Origin of the sequence: Streptomyces sp. NBC_01707 (assembly GCF_041438805.1) — a bacterium.
Lineage (GTDB): Bacteria > Actinomycetota > Actinomycetes > Streptomycetales > Streptomycetaceae > Streptomyces.
The window spans coordinates 8,434,457-8,457,761 of record NZ_CP109190.1 but is presented as its reverse complement, the minus strand read 5'-3'; the positions used below and the strand labels follow the sequence as shown (position 1 = coordinate 8,457,761).

The 23,305-nt window shown below is 70.5% G+C and carries 19 protein-coding genes and 1 pseudogene; 8 read left to right on the top strand and 12 right to left on the bottom strand.

Annotated elements, in window-relative coordinates:
• Window positions 1-31 precede the first annotated feature (31 nt).
• The 5 genes from OG963_RS37880 to OG963_RS37860 form a co-directional block, all read right to left on the bottom strand.
• Window positions 32-1,132: an endo-1,4-beta-xylanase gene (locus OG963_RS37880; RefSeq protein ID WP_030925541.1), complete on the bottom strand. Its 1,101-nt coding sequence runs from the start codon at window positions 1,130-1,132 to the stop codon at window positions 32-34.
• Between the two features lie 99 nt (window positions 1,133-1,231).
• On the bottom strand, window positions 1,232-3,622 hold the full coding sequence (locus OG963_RS37875; RefSeq protein WP_093929759.1) for a glycoside hydrolase family 3 N-terminal domain-containing protein: 2,391 nt from the start codon (window positions 3,620-3,622) through the stop codon (window positions 1,232-1,234).
• A 51-nt stretch (window positions 3,623-3,673) separates the two neighbouring features.
• The gene (locus tag OG963_RS37870) at window positions 3,674-4,567 is read right to left on the bottom strand and encodes a carbohydrate ABC transporter permease (RefSeq protein WP_093778511.1); all 894 of its coding nucleotides are present in this window, start codon (window positions 4,565-4,567) and stop codon (window positions 3,674-3,676) included.
• Window positions 4,568-4,571: 4 nt separating this feature from the next.
• Complete coding sequence (locus OG963_RS37865) at window positions 4,572-5,501, bottom strand: carbohydrate ABC transporter permease (RefSeq protein ID WP_030925545.1); 930 nt, start codon at window positions 5,499-5,501, stop codon at window positions 4,572-4,574.
• Window positions 5,502-5,503: 2 nt separating this feature from the next.
• Window positions 5,504-6,751 carry an extracellular solute-binding protein gene (locus tag OG963_RS37860; RefSeq protein WP_256223528.1) on the bottom strand — a complete coding sequence of 416 codons (1,248 nt, stop codon included), beginning with the start codon at window positions 6,749-6,751 and terminating at the stop codon, window positions 5,504-5,506.
• Between the two features lie 213 nt (window positions 6,752-6,964).
• On the opposite strand from OG963_RS37860, the gene OG963_RS37855 reads away from it, so the two are divergent.
• Window positions 6,965-8,023 carry a LacI family DNA-binding transcriptional regulator gene (locus OG963_RS37855; RefSeq protein WP_093778507.1) on the top strand — a complete coding sequence of 353 codons (1,059 nt, stop codon included), beginning with the start codon at window positions 6,965-6,967 and terminating at the stop codon, window positions 8,021-8,023.
• Between the two features lie 367 nt (window positions 8,024-8,390).
• Window positions 8,391-11,063 (top strand): SpoIIE family protein phosphatase, encoded by a 2,673-nt coding sequence (locus OG963_RS37850; RefSeq protein WP_371799905.1) that lies wholly within the window; start codon window positions 8,391-8,393, stop codon window positions 11,061-11,063.
• A 102-nt stretch (window positions 11,064-11,165) separates the two neighbouring features.
• Here the strand turns inward: OG963_RS37850 and OG963_RS37845 are convergent, their stop codons facing one another.
• Window positions 11,166-11,882 (bottom strand): cupin, encoded by a 717-nt coding sequence (locus tag OG963_RS37845; protein ID WP_093778504.1) that lies wholly within the window; start codon window positions 11,880-11,882, stop codon window positions 11,166-11,168.
• Window positions 11,883-12,122: 240 nt separating this feature from the next.
• Here OG963_RS37845 and OG963_RS37840 point away from each other — a divergent pair, with 240 nt between their 5' ends.
• On the top strand, window positions 12,123-13,211 hold the full coding sequence (locus OG963_RS37840; RefSeq protein WP_093778502.1) for a sialidase family protein: 1,089 nt from the start codon (window positions 12,123-12,125) through the stop codon (window positions 13,209-13,211).
• Window positions 13,212-13,441: 230 nt separating this feature from the next.
• On the opposite strand, the gene OG963_RS37835 is transcribed toward OG963_RS37840, so the two are convergent.
• Both OG963_RS37835 and OG963_RS37830 read right to left on the bottom strand, forming a co-directional pair.
• Window positions 13,442-13,861 carry a hypothetical protein gene (locus tag OG963_RS37835; RefSeq protein ID WP_030925558.1) on the bottom strand — a complete coding sequence of 140 codons (420 nt, stop codon included), beginning with the start codon at window positions 13,859-13,861 and terminating at the stop codon, window positions 13,442-13,444.
• Window positions 13,862-14,414: 553 nt separating this feature from the next.
• Entirely contained in the window at window positions 14,415-15,335 is a 921-nt protein-coding gene (locus OG963_RS37830; protein WP_371799904.1) for a hypothetical protein, read from the bottom strand.
• Between the two features lie 496 nt (window positions 15,336-15,831).
• Between OG963_RS37830 and OG963_RS37825 the strand changes: the two genes are divergently transcribed.
• Window positions 15,832-16,134, top strand: coding sequence for a helix-turn-helix transcriptional regulator (locus OG963_RS37825; protein ID WP_093778538.1), 303 nt, complete (start codon window positions 15,832-15,834; stop codon window positions 16,132-16,134).
• Window positions 16,131-16,523, top strand: coding sequence for a VOC family protein (locus OG963_RS37820; RefSeq protein ID WP_093929756.1), 393 nt, complete (start codon window positions 16,131-16,133; stop codon window positions 16,521-16,523). The genes OG963_RS37825 and OG963_RS37820 overlap by 4 nt, the downstream gene beginning before the upstream one ends.
• 99 nt (window positions 16,524-16,622) lie before the next feature.
• Here the strand turns inward: OG963_RS37820 and OG963_RS37815 are convergent, their stop codons facing one another.
• Complete coding sequence (locus tag OG963_RS37815) at window positions 16,623-16,907, bottom strand: hypothetical protein (RefSeq protein WP_371799903.1); 285 nt, start codon at window positions 16,905-16,907, stop codon at window positions 16,623-16,625.
• Between the two features lie 13 nt (window positions 16,908-16,920).
• Window positions 16,921-17,598, bottom strand: coding sequence for a uracil-DNA glycosylase (locus OG963_RS37810; RefSeq protein WP_078878994.1), 678 nt, complete (start codon window positions 17,596-17,598; stop codon window positions 16,921-16,923).
• 388 nt (window positions 17,599-17,986) lie between these two features.
• Here OG963_RS37810 and OG963_RS37805 point away from each other — a divergent pair.
• The 3 genes and pseudogenes from OG963_RS37805 to OG963_RS37795 all read left to right on the top strand — a co-directional run.
• Window positions 17,987-18,109: pseudogene (locus OG963_RS37805) on the top strand (uracil-DNA glycosylase); the annotation flags it as partial.
• Window positions 18,106-19,137 (top strand): N-acetylglucosamine kinase, encoded by a 1,032-nt coding sequence (locus tag OG963_RS37800; protein ID WP_093929754.1) that lies wholly within the window; start codon window positions 18,106-18,108, stop codon window positions 19,135-19,137. The pseudogene OG963_RS37805 and the gene OG963_RS37800, both read left to right, overlap by 4 nt.
• A 119-nt stretch (window positions 19,138-19,256) precedes the next feature.
• Window positions 19,257-20,180, top strand: coding sequence for a hypothetical protein (locus tag OG963_RS37795; protein WP_362273058.1), 924 nt, complete (start codon window positions 19,257-19,259; stop codon window positions 20,178-20,180).
• 115 nt (window positions 20,181-20,295) lie between these two features.
• Here the strand turns inward: OG963_RS37795 and OG963_RS37790 are convergent, their stop codons facing one another.
• Together OG963_RS37790 and OG963_RS37785 are read right to left on the bottom strand one after the other, a co-directional pair.
• Window positions 20,296-21,357, bottom strand: a complete 1,062-nt coding sequence (locus OG963_RS37790) for a lactonase family protein (RefSeq protein ID WP_093778496.1) — start codon at window positions 21,355-21,357, stop codon at window positions 20,296-20,298.
• Window positions 21,358-21,491: 134 nt separating this feature from the next.
• Complete coding sequence (locus OG963_RS37785; RefSeq protein WP_093929753.1) at window positions 21,492-23,006, bottom strand: FUSC family protein; 1,515 nt, start codon at window positions 23,004-23,006, stop codon at window positions 21,492-21,494.
• Window positions 23,007-23,305 lie beyond the last annotated feature (299 nt).

Here is a 23,305-nt window from a genome sequence, read left to right as displayed (position 1 = left end):
GCCTCCACCGTGCTGTCGATCATGTGCGCTGTCAGTCCCTGCCTGCGGCCAGCGTCAGGTCCTGGCTCATCGCGTTGTACGCGGCCTTGGCCTTGTAGTTCTCGTCGAGGATGTTCGCCGCGCCCTCGCCCGTGAAGACGCCGGGAACCCAGGAGTACTTGTCGGTGAAGCCCCACACCGTGAAGTCGGTGCAGTGCTCGGTCAGCAGGCAGCCCCGCAGCAGTACGTCGTAGGCCTCCGCCTGCGCCTCCAACTCGGTGTTGTCGGCGGGCATCGGGATGCGGACGTCGGCCTCGGTGATCGCGGTCTCCAGACCGAGGTCGTCGAAGCGCTTCATGTTGGTGGCGATGTCGTGCGGGGCGCTGTACTGGACGTCCAGGTGTCCCTGGATGCCGACGCCGTCAACCGGCACGTGCTCCTTGCGGAGCTGTACGACGAGGTTGTAGAGGGCGGTGCTCTTCGCGTTGACGCCCTCGATGTTGTAGTCGTTGATGAAGAGCGTCGCCTTGGGGTCGGCCTGGTGCGCCCAGCGGAAGGCGTCGGCGATGTAGCCGGGGCCGAGCTTCTGCAGCCAGATGCTGTCGCGCATGGTGCCGTCGTCGTTGAAGGCCTCGTTGACGACGTCCCACTGCCAGATCTTGCCCTTGAAGTGGGTCACCTCGTCGGTGATGTGCTTGTGCAGGATCTGCCGCAGCTCGTCGGCCGTGAAGTCGCCGTTGTTCAGCCAGGCGGGCAGCTGGCTGTGCCAGACGAGCGTGTGACCGCGGACCAGCTGACCGTTCTCCTTGGCGAAGTCCACCAACTCGTCGGCGGGAGCCCAGTTGTACGTGCCGCGCTGCGGCTCGACGGACTCCCACTTCATGACGTTCTCCGGGGTGACGGAGGAGAACTCCCCTGCGGCCTTGGCCCGGTAGGGCGCGTCGGAGGCGAGCGCCGACATGTCGACCGCCGTGCCGATCCGCAGGTCGGCGCGCTTGCCCAGGGCGCCGAGGGTCTTGGCCGCGGCGTCGTTCTTCGGCTTGGTGTGGTGGGATGCGTTCTCCGCGGTGGCACTGGCGGCGACGGTGAACGTGGAAACCAGCAGGGCCGCGGCGGCGGTGCCGACGACGGCAGCCCGAGTTGCCTTGTGCATGACATGTCCCTTCGATGGAATGTACCGAGTCGAAAGTTTCGGGAACCTCCCCGCAGCTGGAGCGGGGAGGCCCGGGCGCCCCTCAAGTGGGGGGCGGATTCAGATCAGTTCGATCGACGTGTCGCAGACGAGTCGGCGCCGGTGATCGACCGTGCGCTCGGGACCGGTGAGCCGCAGCTTCACGGTCTGCTTGACGTCGTCGGCCGCGCTGGATGTCGCGAGCCGCAGTTCGAGATCGCCGGGTTCGACGATCCGTCGGCCGCCGATACCGGTGAAGGACACCAGATCGGCATGGAAGTGGAACCGCACGCGTCGGGCCTGCCCGGCGGCGAGCTGCACCCGGGCGTACCCGATCAGCCGCGACTCCGGGCGGGTGGTCTGGGCGACCGGGTCGTGCACGTAGAGCTGCACCACCTCGGCGCCGTCACGGTCCCCGCTGTTGCGAACGGTGAGTTCGATGTCGGTGGAACCGTCGGTGGGGAGCTCGGCCGGGGCAGCGGCGCCGGCCTCCCACTCGAACGAGGTGTACGACAGACCGTGTCCGAAGGGGTGGAGCGGCGTCGGGTCCAGGTTGCTGACCCCGCTCGCCAGCCCCAGCGGCGGTTGCAGATACGTCCACGGCTGGCCGCCCGGGCCGTGCGGGACACCGACCGGCAGCCGGCCCGAGGGGTTCACGCGGCCGGAGAGCACACCGGCCAGTGCCGGACCGCCCTCCTCGCCGGGGAAGAACGCCTGCACGGTCGCGGCCGTCCGGTCCGCCCAGCGGCCCAGCGCATACGGACGGCCCGTCAGCAGCACCAGGATCACCGGGGTTCCGGTGGCCAGCAGCGCGTCGAGCAGTTCGCCCTGGACACCGGGCAGGGCGAGGTCGGCGGCGTCGCAGCCCTCACCGGAGGTGCCGCGGCCGAACAGCCCGGCCCGGTCGCCGAGCACGGCGATGCACACATCGCTGTGGCGGGCGAGTTCGGCCGCCGCCTCGATGCCGGAGGTGTCCGTGCCGTCCACGTCGCAGCCGGCCGCCGAGCCGATGTCCGCCCCGGGGAACTCCCCCCGCAGCGCTTCGAGCACGGTCGGAATGTCGATCCCCATCGGCACCTCGGGGTGCGAGACCCCGACGTGGCTGGGGAAGGAGTAGCAGCCGAGCATGGCCAGCGCGTCGTCGGCGCGCGGCCCGACGACCGCGATCCGGCCGTCGCCGCGCAGCGGCAGCGCACCGCCGGAGTTGGCGAGCAGCACGACTGCCTGCTCGGCCAGCTGCCGGGCGAGTGCCCGGTTCTCCGGCGGGTCGAGGTCCACCGTGGCACGCGCCTGCTCGGGGTCGGCCCCAATCAGCGCGGCCGGCAGCGGCGACCATTCCGGGTCGAGCAGTCCGAGTTCGCACTTCTGCAGCAGGACCCGGTTCAGCGCCCGGTCGACCAGCTCCTCGGCCACGGAGCCGTCCCGTACGGCGGCGACGAGCGCATCGCCGTAACTGCGGACGGTGGGCAGTTCCACGTCGACCCCCGCGCTCAACGCGAGGCGGGCGGCGTCGCCGCGGTCCGCGGCGACCTTGTGCAGTGTCTCCAGGAAGCCGATGCCGAAGTAGTCGGCGACGACGGTGCCGTCGAACCCCCAGGTGTCCCTGAGCAGTTCGGTGAGCAGCGCCGGGTCGGCCGCCGCGGGAACACCGTCGATCTCGGCGTACGAGTGCATCACCGAGCGGGCGCCGCCTTCCCGCAGTGCCATCTCGAAGGGCGGGAGGATGACGTCGGCCATCTCGCGCGCACCGGCCCGGACCGGAGAGAGGTTACGGGCGCCCGCCGAGGCGGCGTATCCGGCGAAGTGCTTGAGGGTGGCGACGATCCCGGCTGATTCCAGGCCGCGGACGTACGCGGTGCCGATGGTGGCGACCAGGTAAGGGTCCTCGCCGATGGTCTCCTCCACCCGGCCCCAGCGCAGGTCACGCACCACGTCGAGAACGGGTGCCAGCCCCTGGTGGATGCCCACCGACCGCATGTCGCGGCCGATGCGGTGGGCCATCTCGGTGACCAGCTCCGGGTTCCAGGCGGCTCCCCAGGACAGCGGGACGGGATAGGCGGTGGCGCCCCAGGCGGTGAAGCCCGCGAGGCACTCCTCGTGGGCGAGCGCCGGGACACCGAACCGGCCGGCCTCCACGATCCGCTCCTGGGCGCGGGCCAGGGAGACTGCGCCGACGCCGGGGTCGACCGGCGCGGTGCCGAACGGCCTGGTCAGCTGACCCAGGCCGCGGGTGGTGAGCTCGTCCAGGTCGACCGGGTCGACCATGTCGTTCTGGTGCGGTGCGACCCCGTCACCGTCCACGTCGGCGCCCACCCATACTCCGTACAGCTGCGCGGCCTTCTCCTCCAGCGTCATCCGGGCGACGAGGTCGGCCACCCGTGTCTCGGGGGTGAGTGAAGGGTCGCGCCACGGGCCGTCGACGGCGGTGGGCCGGGAGGCCTGGTGGACATGCTGGGCAGGTGGGATTGCCATGGCGGCAGGGGTTCCTCTCATGAGTGGGTGGTGCGGGGCGGCGTGGGTGTGTTACTTGCCGCCCACCCCCATCAGTCCGTTGATCAGCGCCTTCCGTGCCACGAGGTAGACGGCGAAGATGGGTACGACGGAGAGGACGATCGCGGCCAGAACGGCGGGGATGTTGACTCCGAACTGGGTCATGAAGTTGAAGAGACCGAGGGTCAGCACCCGGTTCTCCTCGGACTGCGTCAGGATCAGCGGGAAGAGGAAGCCGTTCCACGCCTGGAGCGCCGTGTAGATCGCCACCGTGCTGATGCCGGCCTTGGACATGGGGATCGCCAGCTGCCACAGCATTCGCAGGGGCGAGGCGCCGTCGAGCGCCATCGCCTCGTACATCTCCTCGGAGACATCGCGCATGGTGCCGCTGAGCACCAGTACCGCCACCGGCATCGCGAAAGCGGCGGTCGGCAGGATGATCGCGGGCAGGGTGTCGTAGAGCCCCATCTTGCCGATGAGCAGATACAGCGGCACGATCACCGCCTGCGCCGGGATCGCCACGCCGAGCAGGAAGGTCCGGAAGGCGAGCGAGGAGAGCCGACTGCGGGTGCGCACCGCCACGTAGGCGACGGGCACCGCGAGCAGCAGCACGATGACCACGGTGGACGCGGCGACGATCGCCGTGTTGGCGAGCATCGTGGAGAAGCCGCTGTCCAGCACGGTGCTGTAGTTGTCGAGCGTCGGGTGGGTGGGGAAGGCCAGCGGGTCCCCGTTGAGCGCCTCGTCCTGGTGCATCAGCGACGAGGAGATCAGCGTGTAGAGCGGTACGACCACGATGACGAGCCAGACCAGCGAGCCCAGACCGGCCAGTGGGTTGCCCCAGCTCTTGCGGCGGCGGGCGGCGGCCCCACGGCGTCGGATCGCGGGCGACACGGCGGGCGCCTCGGGGCGGGTGTCGATTGACATCTCGTCACATACCTTCCCGGGTGGACCGCATGTTCCCGAAGCCGCTGAAGCGGACCAGGATCAGCGACAGGGCGGTGGCCACCACGACCAGGGCCGTGGCGATCGCCGCGGCATAGCCGAGGTCATAGGTCTGGAAACCGGTCCGGTACATGAGGTACGGCAGGACCGTGGTGTCCGTGCCGGGACCGCCCTTGGTCATGATCAGCACGGTGTCGAAGTACGTCAGCGAGCCGACGATCATCAGAACCGACGAAGTCGTGATGGTGTGCCGCAGCTGCGGCAGAGTGATGTGGAAGAACTGCCGGAACATGCCGGCGCCATCCATCTCGGCCGCCTGGTACAGCACCTCGGGTATCTGCCGGGCGCCGCCCTGGTAGATCAGGGTGTGGAACGGCATGAACTGCCAGCCGCCGACGAACGCCACGGTGAGCAGGGCGCCGGTGGAGGACCCCATGATGTTCGGGTCGATCCCGAGCCAGGGCCCGATCTCCGTGATCACGCCGAAGTTGGGGTCCAGCAGGGCGTGGAAGAGCATGGCGATGGCGGTGGTCGACAGCAGCAGCGGGATGAAGAAGACCGCGGAGAGCACGGCTCTGCTGCGCTGCCGGCCCGCCGCCCAGACACCGAGGAGCAGTGCCACAGGGGTCTGGAAGGCCCAGCTGATGGTGGTCAGCAGAAGGCTCAGCCAGGCGGCCTGGCGGAATTCCGGGTCCTTGAACAGCCGGGTCCAGTTGTCCAGGCCCGTCGGGGTCGGGGAGTTCAGCCCGTCCCACTGGCAGAAGGAGAGGTAGACGGCGATCGCCAGCGGGACGATCGCGAAGACGGCGAAGAAGAGGATGCCGGGCAGTGCCCAGCTGACCGGAGGACGGCCGACGTTTCCGACGGCCGTCTTCCTGCCCCCACGCGTCTTCACGTGCGGAGTGTGGTGGGACATGCTTACTTGACGGCCTTCATCGCTGCGACGAACTGCTCCGGGGTGGACTTGCCGGCGAACAGCTTGCTGATCTCGGTGAGCAGCGGGGTGGCGTACCGGGACTCCAGTGCCTGGTCCCACGAGAGCGTGAAGCTGGGCGCCTTCTGGACCAGGCTGTACTGGTCGTTGGCGAACTGCGGGTTGGGCGACGTGCTGAGCATCGAGGCCGCGTTGGACGTGGTGGGGATGTCACCGTTGTCGACCAGGGCCTTGGCGTAGTCCTGCGAGGCCATCGTCTTCAGGAACGCGATCGCGGCGTCCTTGTGCTTGGTGCGCGCGTTGATCGACCAGTAGTTGGTCGGGTTGCCCACCACGTCCGCCGCGTCGCCGACGCCGCCGGCCACGGTCGGGAAGGCGGTCCAGCCGAGGTCCTTCTTGGCGAACTCCGGTGCCTTGCCCAGCTGGGTCGAGTACTCCCACGAGCCCATGAGGTGCATGGCGGCCTTGCCCTTGTTGAGGAGCGTGGGCGCGCCACCGTTGCCGTAGTCGACGGAGTTGAAGTTCTTGCCGAAGGCACCCTGGTCGACGAGGTCCTTGACGGTCTGGGCCGCCTTCAGCACCGCGGGGTCGCCCCAGCCGGAGGTGTCGCCGTTCTGGATCTTCTGGAAGACCTCGGGTCCGCCGATCCGGTCGAGCAGGTACTCCATCCACATCAGCTCGGGCCACTTGTCGGCGCCGCCGAGAGCGAAGGGCGTGATGCCCTTGGCCTTGAAGGTGGTGATGGCGTTCTGCAGGTCCTCCCAGGTCTTGGGGGCCTCGAGCTTGTTCTCGGCGAACAGCGACTTGTTGTAGAAGAGCATCACGGGCTGCATGCCGCGCATCGGCACACCGTAGATCTTCCCGTCGAGGCCGCCCGCCGTCATGATCGACGGAAGGAATCCGTCCTTGAGCTCAGGGGTGCTGTTGACCGTCGACGTGAGGTCGACCAGCTGCTTCGCGTCGACGTACGGCTTGATCGAGCCGCCGCCCCAGTTGAAGAACACGTCCGGGGCGCTCGGCGAGCCCATCGCGCTGCGGAGCTTGTTCACGTAGTCGGTGCCGGGCACCGACACCAGCTTGACCTTGACCTTCGAGGTCTTGTTGAACTTCGTGACCGCGGCCTGCTGAACCTTGACCGCGTCATCGCCGTAGACGTACGCGGTGATGGTTCCACCGTCGCTACCGCTGCCCCCGCTCGTACCGCAACCCGCCAGCAGACCGGCCATTACCATGGCCGCACCCGCTGCGGTCCATCTCGCCGTACGCGTGCCCTGAGTGAAAATGCCCGACCGCATGACCGCACCTCTGTCGAATGTTTCGGGGTGTCTTTCGAATGTTGCCGGAACCGTACGGTCGTGTTTCGGGCACGTCAAGAGGTTCGCGGAAGGATTTTCCGAACCCTGGCCCCTTCCCCGTTCCGAGCGACATGAAGCTACGATTCGCGCATGAGCCCTGCAAAGGTCCAGTCACCACAGGAGAAGGCGTCTGCCGACGTGCCGTCGCAGAGCACCGCCACGTTGGCGGAGATCGCTCGCGCGGCTGGAGTCTCGGCACCGACAGTTTCGAAAGTGCTGAACGGCCGAGCCGACGTCGCACCCGGTACGCGCACCAGGGTGGAGGAGTTGCTGCTACTCCACGGCTACCGGCGCAGGCGGGGTTCCACGGCACAGTCGCAGCTGATCGATCTGGTCTTCCACGAGCTCGACAGCAGCTGGGCCATGGAGGTCGTCCGGGGCGTCGAGAACGTCGCCCGGGAGGAAGGGCTGAGCCTGGTGCTCTCCGAGAGCGCCGGCCGGCTGACCCCGGGCCAGACCTGGGTGGACGGCGTGCTGGCCCGTCGGCCGGTGGGTGTGATCCTGGTGCTCTCGGACCTGACCGCGGCCCAGCGCGCCCAGCTGACCAGCCGCAACATCCCCTTCGCGGTGGTCGATCCGGCAGGCGACCCGGGTGACGACGTGCCGTCGGTCGGAACGACCAACTGGCAGGGCGGGCTGGCCGCCACGCGCCATCTGACCGGCCTCGGACACCGGCGGATCGGTGTCGTCAGCGGCCCGTCCCGGATGATGTGCAGCCGAGCCCGGGTCGACGGCTACCGAGCCGCCATGGAGACCGCGGGGCTGCCCCTCGACCCCGCTCTGGTCCGGGAGGGCGAGTTCTCGCACGAGGACGGCTACACCGCGGGACTGGAACTCCTGCGGCTGCCCGAGCCGCCCACCGCCATCTTCGCCGGCAACGACCTGCAGGCACTCGGCGTCTACGAGGCCGCCCGCGAGCTGGGCCTGCGCATCCCGGAGGACCTGAGCGTCGTCGGCTTCGACGATCTGCCCCTCACCCGGTGGATCGGGCCGCCGCTCACCACGGTGCGCCAGCCGCTCATCGAAATGGCCGAGACCGCGGCCCGGCTGGTCCTCGATCTCGGCCGGGGCCAGCAGCCCGCGACCACGCGGGTCGACCTCGCGACCAACCTGGTGGTGCGCAGCAGCACGGCGGCCCCTCGCCTCTGACGTCCCGGCCGACCAGAGGCCCGACCTCCGACGGATTCACCACAGAGGTGATCGATCGCCCGGAGGCGGGCAGCGGGTCGCGGGCGGCGCCCTACGACGGCCTCGGTCGCAGCTGTGGGGCACCCGCCGACCAGGCCACGACAGCCGTGCGGAGCGGGCGTCTGCCACGAGGACAGGCGCGAGCAGGGGCCACGAACCGTCCGAGGGGCGCGGTGACGGCCCTGCCCCCGGCGTACCGCGCCTTTTGCCCATCGAGCGATACTCCTTCGAATTCTCGTAGGGACATAGCTGGTAAAACTGAGCTATGGGTAGCTTTGGCAGATATGTGGCAAAGCTCCGATCATCGCGTCCTGGGCACTCCCACACCTTGCTCGGCGTGCGCACCGTGGCCGGGCAGGTGCTGCTTCTGGAGCTGGCGCTCGTGGTGCTGCTCGTCGCCGCGGCGGTGGTCTCGCTCGTGGTGCAGGGCCGGCACGCCGCCGTTCAGGAAGCCCGAAGCCGTTCGTACGCCGTCGCCGTCACGTTCGCCCACTCCCCGGGCATCGTGGCGGCGCTGGACGGCCCGGATCCCACCGCCGTACTGGAACCGCTCACGCAAGCGATCCAGAAGAGCACACACGTCGAGTACGTCGTCGTGTCCAGCACACGCGGTATCCGCTATACCCACCCCGATCCCACGATGATCGGCAAACACATCCTCGGCCCGTACAAGGAAGCGGTTCTGGGGCACGGCTTCACCCGCACCTATCCGGGGAGCCGAGGGCCGGCCGTGAACTCGGTGGTGCCCGTACCGAGGTCCGACGGCTCGACCGCCGGCCTGGTGTCCGTGGGCATCAAGGTCACGAACATCAACAAGATGGCCGACCGCGAACTGCCGGTGCTGGCCGGCTCCGCGGTGACCGCACTTGCCCTCACCTCGGGCGGAGCGGCGCTGGTCAGCCGGCGTCTGCGGCGGCAGACGCGCGGCCTCGGCCCCGCCGAGATGACGCGCCTGTACGAGCATCACGACGCGGTGCTGCACTCCGTACGCGAAGGTGTGCTCATCATCGACGGCGACGGACGGCTGGTGCTGGCCAACGACGAGGCCCGTCGGCTGCTGCGCCTGCCCGCGGACGCCGAGGGGCATCCGATGACGGATGTCGGCCTGCCCCCGCCCCTCGCGGAACTCCTCGCCTGCGGCCGTGTCGCCTCCGACGAGGTGAGCGTGGCCGGCGACCGGCTGCTGGCCGTCAACCTGCGGCCCACCGACGAACACGGCGGACCTGCCGGGACGGTCGCGACCCTGCGCGACACGACGGAGCTGGCCGCGCTCGCCGGCCGGGCGGCAGAGGTACGGGGGCGGCTGCTTCTGCTGCACACGGCCGGTGCGCGCATCGGGACGACCCTGGACGTGACCCGGACCGCCGAGGAGCTGGCGGAAGTGGTGGTCCCCCGTTTCGCCGACTTCGCCTCGGTCGACCTGGCCGAGTCCGTCCTGCACGGTGAGGAGCCGTCGGTGCCGCTCGGCGCCGTGCTGGACATGCGGCGTACGGCTGCGGCAGGCGTGCGCGGCGACCACCCCTTCTATCCGATCGGAAGGATCATCGGGTTCGTTCCCGCCAGCCCGCCGGCCCTGGGCCTGATCAGTGGGCACACGATGCTGGTGCCGGAGCTGTCCACCGAGCCGCGCTGGCAGGGGCCCGACCCCGCACAGGCGGCGAGGATCCTCGCGTACGGAGTCCACTCCCTGCTCTCCGTTCCGCTGCACGCCCGTGGTGCGGTCCTGGGGATGGCGAATTTCTGGCGCGCGGAGAATCCGGAACCCTTCGACGAGGACGATCTGACGTTCGCCGAGGAACTGGTCGCCCGGGCAGCCGTCTGTGTCGACAACGCCCGCCGCTACACCCGCGAGCACGAGATGGCGGTGACGCTGCAGCGCAGCCTGCTGCCCCGCGGCCTGCCCGAGCAGGACGCTCTCGATGTCGCATACCGCTATCTGCCGGCTCAATCGGGGGTGGGCGGCGACTGGTTCGACGTCATTCCGCTGCCCGGTGCCCGCGTCGCGCTGGTCGTCGGTGACGTCGTCGGACACGGTCTGCACGCCGCCGCGACGATGGGCCGCCTGCGCACCGCGGTCCACAATTTCTCCACGCTGGACCTGCCGGCCGACGAACTCCTCGCGCGCGTCGACAAACTGGTGGCGCGCATCGACCAGGAGGAGCACGCCGACGGCGACCGCGCGGAGGTCACGGGGGCAACCTGCCTGTACGCCGTCTACGACCCGGTGGCCGGCATCTGCTCCGCCGCCCGGGCCGGCCATCCCGGTCCCGTGCTGGTACTGCCCGACGGCACGGTGCAGATCCCCGACATCCCCGCAGGTCTACCTCTGGGCATCGGCGGACTGCCTTTCGAGGCGGTGGAGTTGCCACTGCCGGAGGGGACCCGTCTGGTGCTCTACACCGACGGTCTCGTCGAGTCGCGCGAGCGGGATTTCGATACCGGGCTCGACACATTGCGCGACACGCTGGCCGGACGGCACCGGACTCCGGAGGAGACGTGCGACGACCTGATCACTGCGCTCCTGCCCACCCCTCCGGGTGACGACGCCGCCGTCCTGGTGGCCGCTACGCACATCTTCGCCCCCTCCCGTATCGGCGAATGGGACATCGAGCCCGACCCGTCGGCCGTCGCCGGGGTCCGCAAGAAGGTGTCCCAGTGGCTCACCGAACGGGGGCTGGAGGAAGAGATCTTCGCCACCGAGCTGATCCTCAGTGAGCTCGTCACCAACGCCATCCGCTACGGCGGCGCCCCCATCCGCGTCCGGATGCTGCACAACCACGCGCTGATCTGCGAAGTGTCCGACTCCGGGAGCACCGCACCGCATCTGCGCTATGCATCGACGACGGACGAGGGCGGCCGCGGCCTGTACCTCGTCGCCCGGTTCGCCGACCGCTGGGGCACCCGCTACACCGCCAAGGGCAAGGTCATCTGGTCCGAACAGACGCCGGGGGCGGGTGGAGCACCGGCGTTCGACTGGGCCGACGACGCCTTGGGGCTCTGAGCGCACCACCAGGAGCGCTCGAAGCATCGGAGCACGGCGGGGCGCCCACGAGCTGCGGGTCGCGCCCGGCGGGCACGGCCTGGGCCGCCGCCTGGCGTGGGATCAGCCGCCGTAGACGTCGAGACGGCCGCACATCCCGAACTTTCCGTATGCCGAAGGCTGTGCGGCGTGCACGGAGGCACGGGCGAGATGGCCACCGTCCCCCCGCGCCAGGGAGTCCAGTTGTTCGCCGGTCGCCCGGGACGCGGCGGCGGCGCCCTGCTCCCAGCGCCCCCGCCAGTCGTCGGTCCGATGCTTCACGAGCGCGGCAGCAGCCCGGTGGAAGGCGGCGAGCGGCTCGGGGTCGCCGGCCTCGGTGGCGCGGCGCAGCGCGAGAAAGCCTTCGACGGCGAGATCGCGGCGGGCGCGGGCGGCACGTTCCTGTTCCGGCTCCGCGACGTCGGCCGGGAGTGCGACCGCCGCACGGTAGGTGTCCGTGTCCGTCAGGTACCGGGGCGGCAGGGTGAGAACGGCGTCGCCGGCTTCGGGCAGTCCGCTGTTCTGCATCAGGACGACGATGCGCAGTGCGTCGTCGTTGACGAGGCGGTGGATCGTGCCCGGGGTGAACCACACCAGGGACCCGACGGCCAGCGGCGTCTGCCGGAAGCCGGACGCGGTCAGGGTCTGCACGGAGCCGGCGCCGCCGACCACCACATACCCCTCGGAACAGGTGAGGTGGAGGTGGGGCGTACCACCGCGCAGTCCGTCCTCGGTGGGCCAGTCGTAGACCCGGAGGTGGGAGACGGCCACGGCGCCGGGCAGTCCTTCGAAGGTCACCACGGGTGCTCCTGGGTCCGGATCGACGGCGGGGCAAGCGCTTTCTACCGCACGCTACGGCCCGCTCCGGACGGTGGTCAAGACAGCCCGCGGGGACGCCGCCGCATCCCCTCCGCCGGAGGCCCGTCCGCCTCCCGCCACCCCCGTCCGACCTGCACAGACGTCGTCTCTGCCCACCACTGTCAGTGGCCGGGTGCAAACTGACCCGTGTCCGCGACAAAGGCGTTTCGGGAGGAGTCGGCCATGACCGACGTACTGCTCACTGTGGGAACCCGTAAAGGACTCTTCATCGGCCGAAGGCGTGGTGGCGCCTGGGAGTTCGGCGCTCCGCACTTCAATGCGCAGGCGATCTACTCGATCGCCATCGACACCCGCGGTCCGGTGCCCCGGCTGCTGGTCGGCGGGGACAGCGCGCACTGGGGGCCGTCGGTGTTCCACTCCGACGACCTTGGCGCGACATGGGTCGAGCCACAGCAACCTGCGGTGAAATTTCCACCGTTCACCGGCGCCTCGCTGGAGCGGGTCTGGCAGCTGCACCCGGCGGGCGCCGAGGCGCCCGACGTCGTGTACGCGGGGACCGAGCCGGCCGCGCTCTTCCGCTCGGAGGACCGCGGGGAGTCCTTCGAGCTGGTGCGCCCGCTGTGGGAGCATCCGACGCGTTCGAAATGGGTGCCGGGCGGGGGCGGCGAGGGGCTCCACACGATCCTGACCGATCCGAGGGATGCGCGGGACGTGACGGTGGCGGTCTCGACGGCCGGGGTGTTCCGCACCAAGGACGGCGGTGCGAGCTGGGCACCGTCGAACAAGGGGGTGTCGGCGGTCTTCCTGCCGGATCCGAACCCGGAGTTCGGCCAGTGCGTCCACAAGGTCGCCCGGGACGCGGTCGATCCGGACCGGCTCTATCTGCAGAATCACTGGGGTGTGTTCCGCAGCGACGACTCCGGGGACAGCTGGACGGACATCGGCGTGGGGCTGCCGTCCGACTTCGGCTTCGCCACTGCGGCCCACCCGCACCGGGCGCAGACGGCGTACATCTTCCCGATCAATGCCGACGCCGACCGTGTCCCGGCCGAACACCGCTGCCGGGTGTTCCGCACGACCGACGCCGGCAACAGCTGGGAGCCGCTGTCCGCCGGACTGCCCGAGGAGACGCACTACGGCACGGTGCTGCGTGACGCGCTCTGCACGGACGACGCCGACCCGGCCGGGGTCTACTTCGGCAACCGCAACGGCGAGGTGTACGCGAGCAGGGACGACGGGGACAGCTGGGAGCAGCTCGCCTCGCATCTGCCGGACGTTCTCTGCGTTCGGGCGGCCGCCATCGGCGGTTGATCGGCCCGGCCGAACGGTCCCTGCGATCCGACGACGCCGGTCGGCGGGTGACTCGCCCACCTCCAGCAGCATGTCCGTCGCACCCACGACGAACGGATCCGGCTTCTTTACGACCGGATAGCCCTTGGTCGGGTAGCGCGCGGATCCAGCAGGGTGCGCACGCACTGAGCGACCTGGAGGAGGGCGAGCCGGACGGTCGGGTGCGCGAGCGGTTCGGACTCCTTGACCAGTCAGCCGTGCATCGTGGTCCTGTAGATGTACAAGGCGATCACACCGGCGACGCAGGCGAGGACCACCCATGATCCGAAACTGGTGTGTCTCCCACTGCCTTTGGGCCGCGCGGCCTTCCCGGACCGGTTGGACCGCCCGCGCGCTGCCCGTCCCGGCGCGACCGGTGTCACATCAGCCGCCGCCTCGGCGAGCAGGCGACGGCAGGTCGCGGCGAGCACGCCTGTACCGGCGGAGAGTGGCACCACGGCCTCCGAACGTGCCGGGGCGGTGGTGCCGCCGTCCAGGATGCGCCCCGCGCGTACGAGGACCACGTCCTGGCCGCCCGCCGGAGCGAGGCTGATCCACCGCCGTACATGCTCACCCCGAATGACCACACCGCCGGATCGCTCCCGGTACACAGTGTGTTCCCGCCACAACATCTCCGCCAATTCGGCGGCCGTGTCCCTCAGTTGTGCGCTCACGGCGCCTCCCCCTCCACCCCACGGCAAATCGAACAAGCCTCGCACTCTAGCGACAGGCGCAGAGCGGGGGTCCAGCAGTCCCCCACCCCGAGTGTGGTGGGGGGTGGAACGACGCAGTCGGGGACAGGAGCGGCCGGCCAACCTCCGGCCAGGAAGTGCACATGCGAGTCTTGCCAGGCCTGCATTCCCAGGTCGAAGGCACGTGGCGGCGATATGCAGACCGGTCTTGAGAACCGTCATTGCGTACGCGGTGGAACTTTCTCTACATTCATCAAGAGCCCGCGCAAGCGCGGGCCGGGCCCAAGGGGCCGGTACCGGTCACATGTTCCGCGACTTTCGTCGGTGACCTGGACGTTGGGGCAGCCGTGGGCCGGGCCTACGCGCTCCGCGTGTTTGCCCAGGTCACCCTGTACGCAGAGCGTTCTTGAATCTGCCGCTCCAACGGATCGGCATCGTGCCTGCCGGGTGCGTGTGCGGTGTCCGCTCAGCTCCATGTCGACCCACTGTGCACTCAACTCCGTTCGGCCGAGGGCCCATTCTCCTCATGCGGCACCGGCCGCCCCGTGAAGGCGTCCAGGAGGACACGGTCGCCGACCGGCCGGTCCAGCTTCACCGTCACCTCTTTCGCAAGCAGCTGACTGGTGCAGGGACCGTCCTTGGTCCCGACGACGGATGCGGACAGCACCACGGTGCCGCCGGTCTCCAGCACGTCCACGGCGGGGCCGTCGTCGCAGGCTCCGTGGTTGGCCACCACAGTGACGGACCGGCCGTCCCCAGCCACCCCGACCATCCGGCCGAGCGGCGCCAGTTCGTCGGCGGGCACCTCTCCGGCCGGCTTGATGGGCGCCTCGGGGAGCTTCGACGGGCTGAGGGCAACCCGCTTGAGCGGGGTGTCGTAGCCCTCCAGGGCGAACAACCAGGCCGGGACCGTGGCCGGGCCACGGCTGGTGGCCAGGGACATCTCGCCCAGCTTGACCACGGTCACGGTGAGGTGTGGTCCGTCGCTGCTGCCGCCGGCCACAGTTGCGAACGCCTCCCGTGCCCCCATCAGGGGCAATGTGAGCGAGTCTCCGCTCTCCCACTTCACCTGTCCGTCCTTCTGCGCGGTGGCGGGGAGCTCGCCGCGCAGGACGAGGTTCCGGGCCCCGTAGGCGAGCTTGTCGTCTCCGCTACGGAAGGCGTTCTCGGGCAACTGGACCACCTCGCCCATCGGGTAGTAGCCCTTGGCCCACGCCTCGGCGGCCTTGGAGCCGTCCCAGGCATCGGCGACCTGGCGGGCTCGGTCCTGCGACTCGGGCGCCTGATCGGCGCCGCGGACCCGTGTGCCGCTGCCGGCCCTCTCGCTGCCGCAGCCGGTGACGGCACCGGTTCCGACGGTGAACAGGGCGAATACGACGAGCAGATCGGCTGTTCGTGCGGCGCGCGTGCGCATGGGGTCCCCCTGGTCGGTGACGGTGACGAAGGCTGTGCGGTGAGAGGTGGAGGCCGTATTGCCCCTGTGACGAGCCGCCCCCGGGTCGGGTTCCTTCAGTGACGGCGAAGGTTCGGTCCATGCGTCGGTCTGCTCGGTGAGGACGGCGGTGACCGGGCGAAGGACGGCAACGGTCGAGGTACGGACGCCTGGCCGACGGCCCGCCACGACGCACGTCCGTCCGCCGCTTCCCGCAGCGGGAGGCCGGCCCGTAGCCCGGCCAGGTCGCCGGTTGTCAGGTCCCGCCTGATGGGCCGGCGCAGTGTGGACAGGCTCACCGGCTCGCTTCTGGTCTTCCCGGTGTCTTTGACGAGTTGTTCGTGGCCGCGTTCAACGTTGCCGCGCGCGTCCCACCGCGCCCTCGCCGCCTGCGAGCCTGCGCCCCGACGGCAGGCCGACTCGGCTCGCGGCGCACCTCGACTTGATAGGCAAGTGAGCGATTGCCTATTCTGTGGTCGTGGCCGACGACCTCTTCAAAGCCTTGGCCGACCGCACCCGCCGCACCATCCTCGACGAGCTCACGGAGAAGTCCGGACAAACACTGTTCGAGATCTGCTCGCGACTGAGCATGAAGCATCAGCTCGGCATCTCGCGTCAGGCGGTCTCCCAGCACCTCGCCGTACTGGAGGCCGCCGGGCTCGTCGAGACCAGGCGGGAGGGCCGATACAAGTTCCACGACCTGAACACGGCCCCTTTGCGGCAGATCGCCGAGCGATGGCTCGTGCCCGACACATCCGGACCGAAGGAGAGCACTCCATGAAGATCCATCTGACCAGCGTCTTCGTCGACGACCAGGCCGAGGCCCTGCGCTTCTACACCGAGATCCTCGGCTTCGTGAAGAAGCACGACGTCCCGGTGGGCGAGAAGGACCGGTGGCTCACCGTCGTCTCGCCCGACGAGCCCGGTGGCACCGAACTCCTCCTCGAGCCCGCCGGCCACCCGGCCGTCCAGCCCTACCGCGACTCGCTCGTCAAGGACGGCATCCCGCTCGCCCAGTTCGCCGTGGACGACGTGAAGGCGGAGTACGAGCGCCTGCGCGCCCTCGGCGTCCGTTTCACCCAGGAGCCCCTGGAGATGGGCCCCGTCACCACCGCCGTCTTCGACGACACCTGCGGCAACCTGATCCAGATCGCGACACTGCCGCAGTAGCTCGACACCGCATGATCAGGAACTGCAGCTCCCGGGTCGGTTCGGCCAACTATCCCTTTCACCGGCCAACCGACCTTGGCCTGAAGGGTACGGAAGCCGCTACGACGATCCGCGGGTGTCCGCCGGACGTTCCGGACCGGGATCGCGGAGCTTCCGGGCCCCGCGCCCGGGTGAAGGGGCGACGGCACTCCGGAACAGCTCTTTCCCGACTTGCCCCAGGAGTTCGGCGGCGAATTCGGCACCGGCTCCGGACCGCCCGAAGTGGTGGCGTGAGTCGATCAGCCACCACGCGGCCAGTTCGCTCGCCCGCCGCGCGCGCAGCTCCGAGCCGGGCCTGGTACCGCGCCGTGCGACGACCGGATCGACGGACCGTGCGTCGCTCACGCCCGCCGGCTGCCTACGGCAATCGCCAGTCCACCGGCTGGGCCCCCTGCCGGACCAGAAGGTCGTTGGCCCGGCTGAACGGCCGCGAACCGAAGAACCCGCGGTCCGCGGACATGGGGGAAGGGTGCGAGGACTCGATCGCCGGGTAGTCCTCAAGGAAGGGCCGCAGATTCCGGGCGTCACGCCCCCACAGGATCGACACCAGAGGCTTGCCCCGCGCGGCCAACGCGCGGATCGCCTGCTCGGTCACTTCCTCCCAGCCCTTGCCGCGATGCGCCGCGGGCCGCCGCGGGGCCGTGGTCAGTGCCCTGTTGAGCAGCAGCACCCCCTGCCGGGTCCAGGGGGTCAGGTCGCCGTTGGACGGCCGGGGCAGTCCCAGATCCGTGTGCAGCTCCCGGAAGATGTTCTCGAGGCTGCCCGGCAACTGACGCACTTCGGGCGCGACCGCAAAGCTGAGCCCGATGGCCATGCCTGGGGTCGGGTAAGGGTCCTGACCCACGATCAGAACCCGCACATCGTCGAAGGGTTGCTGGAAGGCGCGCAGGACGTTGGCTCCGGCAGGCAGATAGGTGCGGCCTGCCGCGATCTCCGCACGGAGGAAGTCGCCCATGGCGGCGACACGACCGGCCACAGGGCTCAGCGCATCCGCCCACCCGGGCTCAACAAGTTCGTTCAACGGTCGTGCTGCCACGAAAGATCACCCTACCGTCGTACACGGCGTACGCCCACACCCGACCGGTGCACTTCGGCTCACCGGCGAGCGTCATCCGCCGCCCGCCCATGCGGTGTTGTCCCCGCTCACCGTTCACGAGGAGACGCACGCGATGCCATCGGGCCCACCGGCCCACGTCCGCAGCGGTCAGGATAGGCTCCCGCCGTCACTCATCTTCTTCCTGGAGACGGTCCATGAGGTCGCGTAGGCACTCGCCGGAAAGTAGCGGTGCTCGTTGCGCCCAGTGATCAAGCCGTTCGGCTTCAGCGATCGACACCGGTCCGCCCCCTCTGCCGAGAAGACACATTCCCACCCCACCGACCATGCGGTGGGGCTGAGCTCTGCGGTGGCACCCGATGTGCGTCCAGAGCCCTCGCACTCCTCCCCCATGTCCGCAGACCGCGGGTTCTTCGGTTCGCGGCCGTCCGGCCGGGCCGATGAACTGCTGGGACGCCAGGGAGCGCAACCGGTCGACCGGCGGCAGTCATGACCGCCGCCGTGGGGCCGTACGTCCTCGGGGTGGACTCGGGCGGTTCGGGGATGCGGGTGGCGCTCGGCGTGGTCGGGGCCGAGAAGCCGGTGGCCACCGCGGTCTGCGCCGCACCGGTGCGTACCGGACCGGCCGGGATCGATGCCGGACACCTGCTGGAACAACTGCTTCCCGCCACCCGGGAGCTGCTCGCCCAGGCCGGTGAGCAGGAGCGGGCCGCCGAGGGTGCCGCCATCGGCGCCGTGGCGATCGGCGCCGCCGGCATGGCGACGCTTGGGGGTCAGCTTCGCGCCGAGCTTCCGGCGGCCCTGGAGAGCGCGCTCGGGGTACGACTGCTGGCGCTGGCCGCCGATGCGGTGACCGCCTACGCCGGAGCGGTCGGGCAGCGGCCGGGGGCGGTCGTCGCCGGCGGCACGGGCATGATCGCGCTGGGCACGGATCTGACGAGCTGGCGCCGGGCCGACGGCTGGGGTCACCTGCTGGGCGACAGCGGTGGCGGCGCCTGGATCGGCCGGGCCGGACTCGATGCCGCCATGCGCGCACATGACGGGCGGCGCGGCGGATCGGCTGCGCTGCTGGCCCGGCTCGAAGCGGTCTTCGGTCCGGCGGCGGACCTGCCCGGCGTGCTCTATCCGCGTACCGACCGGCCCGCTCTGCTGGCTTCGTTCGCACCCGAGGTCGCCGCGTGCGCCGGGGACGATCCCGTCGCCGCCGGCATCCTGCGCGACGCCGCCGGACACATCGCGGAGGCGGCCGCGGCGGTGTGCCCGCAGCGCGGGTCGGACGACGAGCCGTGCGAAGTCGCCCTGACGGGTGGCTTGTTCCGGATGGGTGCCCCGCTCCTCGTACCGCTGCGCGAAGAGCTCGCCCGGCAACTGCCGCAGGCGCGGACGGTCCCCGGTTCGGGTGATCCGCTGACCGGTTCGCTACACATCGCCGAGGCGCTGGCCACCGGTGATCTGCGGCTGCCGCTGCACCCGACGATGCTGTGCGTACCCGCCTACGGGCCTGGACAGGAAGGGCTGTAAGGACCGACAGAGCAGGGCAGTTGGCCGGTAAGCCATTCATCGGATAAAAGCGGACAGATAACGCCCGACTGGGCCCTCCCCGAACAGTGGGGCACCCAAAACCAGTAGCATGCGGCGCCATGAGCACCCCCACTGGGCCCGCTTCCGGCCTGCCTGTACGAATGCCGCGACCTCGCCAGTCCGGACGGCACCGCCGCCCGGAGCCCGTGGTCGCACCTGAGGGCGCTGCCGCGCTCGTTCTCGCCGTTCCCGGTACCCCCTCCTCGGCCACCCGAAGCCTGGCCGAAGAGGTCATCAGCATCGCCCGGTCCGAGCTGCCCGGTCTCAATGCACGGATCGGCTATCTCGACGGCGACGACGCCGAATACCCCACGCTCACCTCCGTGCTCGCGAACGCGGCCGCCGAGCGCATCGCGCGCTTCGAGCAGGCGCAGGCCGCGGGCCGTGAGGTCGCCGAGCCCGAGGGTCCGGCCGCCGTCGTGGTGCCGCTGCTCGCGGGTCCGGACAGCGCCCTGATCCGGCGGATACGCCAAGCCGTCATGGACAGCCGCGCGCAGGTCGAGCTGACCGATGTGCTCGGTCCGCACCCGCTCCTCGCCGAGGCGCTGCACGTACGCCTCTCCGAGGCCGGTCTGGCCCGCGCCGACCGCGCCAGGCTGTTCACCGTGGCCACGGCCGCCGACGGCATCGTGCTGGCCACCGTGGGTGGCGAGGAGGGCGTGCAGGCCGCCGGGATCACCGGCATGCTGCTGGCGGCCCGGCTCGCGGTGCCGGTGATGGCCGCGGCCCTCGATGTCGAGGGTTCGGTCGCGTCGATCGCCGAGCAGCTGACGGGCTCCGGTTCGGTACAGCTGGCGCTGGCGCCGTACCTGGTGGGTCCCGAGATCGCGGAGGGTCTGGTGGACGCCGCCGCGAAGGAGGCGGGCTGTGCGACGGCCGAGCCGCTCGGTGCGTACCCGGCGATCGGCAAGCTCGTGCTGTCGATGTACATGACGACGCTGGGCATCACCCCGGGAACGCCGCAGGGAGCCCAGGCCCTCTGACCTGGCCGGTCCGGAGCAGCGGGGCCCGTACCGGTGGAACCACCGGTACGGGCCCCGCTGTCCGCTGCGTGGACGCGTGTACTGCGCGCTACCCGTCCGGGGCGGTCAGTCCGCGTCAGCCGAAGACGACGCAGGAGGCGGCTGGAGCCCTCAGGGAGCCCCTGTGGCGCGGGATGCCGGTCGTCGCGTCCACGGCGAACCAGCTGACGTTCCCGGCCCGCTCATTGGCCGCGTAGAGCCACTGGCCGGTGGGGTCGAGGGCCAGGTCGCGCGGCCAGTGGCCACCGCAGTCCACGTTCGTGACCAGGGACGCCTTCTCGCCCGATTCGTCGAGAGCGAGGACGGCGATGCTGTCGTGCCCCCGGTTGGCGGCCCAGAGGAACCGTCCGTCGCGCGAGACGACCACCCCGGACGGATAGACGACGGCCTCGGGGTCGGCGACCACGTCCTCGGGCACGACGGCCGTCTCGGCGAGCGGTTCGAGGACACCGGTGGCCGGGTCCCACCGGCAGACGGTGACGGTCGGTTCGAGCTCGTTCAGGACGTAGGCGTGCGCGCCCGCCGGGTGGAAGGCCAGATGCCGCGGCCCGGTGCCCGGCCGCAGCGCGGTCTCGCCGTGCAGCCGCAGCGTCCCGCTGCTCGGGTCGAGCGCGCAGATCCGTATGGAGTCGGTCCCGAGATCCACACTCAGCACCCAGTTCCCCGACGGGTCGGGCTGCACCTGGTGGGCGTGCGGGGCGTGCTGGCGGTCGGTGCGCGGACCGCTGCCCTCGTGCTGGAGCACGGAAGCGGCGGCGCCCAGCGATCCGTCCGCGCGCACCGGGAGGGCGGTGACGCTGCCGGAGCCGTAGTTGGCGGTGATCAGATGGCCGCCGGCGATCGCCAGATGGGTGGGGCCGTCGCCCTCCACGGGCCGCATCTCACCCAGAGGCTGTGGCACGGCGCCGGTGATGTCGAGCGCGGCGGCCGCGCCGGTCTCGGTCTCACTGACCGCGTAGAGGGCGGTGGAGCCGGACCCGGGACCCAGGACGAGATACGAGGGATCGGGGACGGCGTCCGTCGCACCGAGGACGGTCAGCTCCCCGGTCTCCCGGTCGACGGCGGCGACGGTGACTCCCCGCCCGCCCGCCGACGTGAACGACCCGATGAATGCCCGCCCGGCACCGTTGCTGTTCACCGCTGCTGCCCCTCTTCGCCGACTGATCGCGACGGTCCGGCCCGTCGCGATCTTCCGGGGCGACGGTAGCAGTGCACCCCTTGCGGTCTAGACCAGGGCCGTGACGTCGCCGACCGCCTCCGTGGAGCCGCAGGTCAGGCGGGGACGAGCGGGGACCGCGGCGAGGTGTGCAGGGGTGCGGCCAGCTCCGCGAGGGCTCCCTCCAAGGCGTGCAGATGCGTGAGGGCGGCCTCCGCGCCGGGGTGGTGGTGCGGCGCGGACGCGGGAGCGGCATGCGGCTCCCGACGGACCGGGCGGGGCTGCGCCAGAGCCAGCACCGCGGACTCGACCCTGCGGCAGGCCGCGTCGAGCCGGACGTCGTGCGAGGCGTCCGGGTCGGCGGCCACCGCGGCGAGGCCGCGCACCTCACGTGCGCAGAGGTCGAGCAGTACGAGGACCTGCCGGGCGCGCGCCCTGCGGGCCCGCAGCGGGTTGAGGGGGTGCACGAGCGGGGCGAGCGAGAGACGGACCCGGCCGAGCAGCGCCTCCAGTTCGGTCACGCGCGGGGCGGGGTCGGCGGTGGGGGATCCGGCGAGGCGCGCGGCGGCCTCGGCGGTGCACGCGTGCACGCAGTGCAACGCCCGCCGGATCCAGGCATCGGTGGTCGCATGGAGGGTGACAGGCAGCACGAGGACGACGGCGAGCGCCGCCCCGAGAGCCCCCACCCCGGTCTCCGTCAGCCGCAGGACGAGGAGTCCCGGGTTCAGTACACCGAGCAGCCCGTAGAGCAGTCCGGCCATCACGGTCACGAAGAAGACCATCCAGCTGTAGGAGACAGCGGCGGTGTAGAAGATCCCGAAGACGCAGACGGCGACGAGGACGGCGGTGAGAGCCGTGTCCCCGTGCAGCGGGACGGCGACCAGCAGCCCGACGGCGATGCCGACCACCGTGCCGAGGACCCGGCGGAAGCCGCGGACCAGCGTCTCGCCCCGCGAGGCGGTGTTCACGAAGATCCACCAGACGGTGCCGACGGCCCAGTACCAGCGGTCCACGGAGAGAAGCTGTCCGGCACCCAGCGCGAAGGCGGTGGCAGCGGTCGCCTGGAGCGCCTGACGCGTCGTCGTGCGGGCCAGACCGCTGCCGCCGTGAAGCGCGGGTACGACGGGCACCGGCAGTCGCCGTTCGTAGCACCAGAGACCGAAACGGACGGTCGACGAAGTGGCGAGGGAGAGCGCCACGGCGGCGTACAGCTCTGGCAGCTGACCCGGTACGGCGTGCAGGAACTGCGCCATGAAGAACGCCATGAACGCGAAGATCCCGAGGGCATGGCCGCGCGGCCCCCAGCGGCGCGCGTACACCCCGGCGCACACGACGGCGAGGAACGCCAGATCGCGCGCCGGCGGATGGTCGTGCAACACCGTCGCCAGCGCCAGCACCGGAAAGCCGACGAGGGGCAGCAGCGAGGTGGTGAGCGCCTGGTCCCTGACCCTGGCGTCGGTGACCGTGAAGAGTGCGAGCAGTGCGGCCAGGCCGCCGGCGACGGCCGCGGGGAGGGAGTGCGAGGCGAGGCCCGAGAAGGTCACGGCGAGGCCGATCCCGAGGACGGCCCGGGTCGCGTTGCGAAGCCGCAGCCGCCCTGGGTCCGGAGCCACCAACATCCGCTTCAGCACCGCTTGGCTCTCCCCACTGTGTCCTGACATGACTGTGTCCCGGCATGAAAAAGGCGCCGCGGGAGTCCGCAGCGCCATCGACTGGGTTCATGACAGCATCCGAACACCATCCGGCTCAAGTCACCCAGATCCAGCTGTGCCATTGGCACAGCCGACCGCCCATTCGGTGTGCCACGGGGACACCAATGGACGACGACGGGCCGGACCGCCTCACGCAGCTCCCCCGGGGGTGGTCCCCGATACTTCCGGGCGGCGCCGGGGGGCCGGTCCTCCGCCACGACCGATGCGGCGAGCGAACC

Coding starts and splice junctions, on each gene's coding strand:
- OG963_RS37875 (WP_093929759.1), bottom strand. CDS start 3,622: ATGGCAATCCCACCTGCCCAGCATGTCCACCAGGCCTCCCGGCCCACC.
- OG963_RS37865 (WP_030925545.1), bottom strand. CDS start 5,501: ATGTCCCACCACACTCCGCACGTGAAGACGCGTGGGGGCAGGAAGACG.
- OG963_RS37840 (WP_093778502.1), top strand. CDS start 12,123: ATGACCGACGTACTGCTCACTGTGGGAACCCGTAAAGGACTCTTCATC.
- OG963_RS37880 (WP_030925541.1), bottom strand. CDS start 1,132: ATGCACAAGGCAACTCGGGCTGCCGTCGTCGGCACCGCCGCCGCGGCC.
- OG963_RS37820 (WP_093929756.1), top strand. CDS start 16,131: ATGAAGATCCATCTGACCAGCGTCTTCGTCGACGACCAGGCCGAGGCC.
- OG963_RS37795 (WP_362273058.1), top strand. CDS start 19,257: ATGAGCACCCCCACTGGGCCCGCTTCCGGCCTGCCTGTACGAATGCCG.
- OG963_RS37800 (WP_093929754.1), top strand. CDS start 18,106: ATGACCGCCGCCGTGGGGCCGTACGTCCTCGGGGTGGACTCGGGCGGT.
- OG963_RS37860 (WP_256223528.1), bottom strand. CDS start 6,751: ATGGTAATGGCCGGTCTGCTGGCGGGTTGCGGTACGAGCGGGGGCAGC.
- OG963_RS37870 (WP_093778511.1), bottom strand. CDS start 4,567: ATGTCAATCGACACCCGCCCCGAGGCGCCCGCCGTGTCGCCCGCGATC.
- OG963_RS37855 (WP_093778507.1), top strand. CDS start 6,965: ATGAGCCCTGCAAAGGTCCAGTCACCACAGGAGAAGGCGTCTGCCGAC.
- OG963_RS37830 (WP_371799904.1), bottom strand. CDS start 15,335: ATGCGCACGCGCGCCGCACGAACAGCCGATCTGCTCGTCGTATTCGCC.
- OG963_RS37835 (WP_030925558.1), bottom strand. CDS start 13,861: ATGTTGTGGCGGGAACACACTGTGTACCGGGAGCGATCCGGCGGTGTG.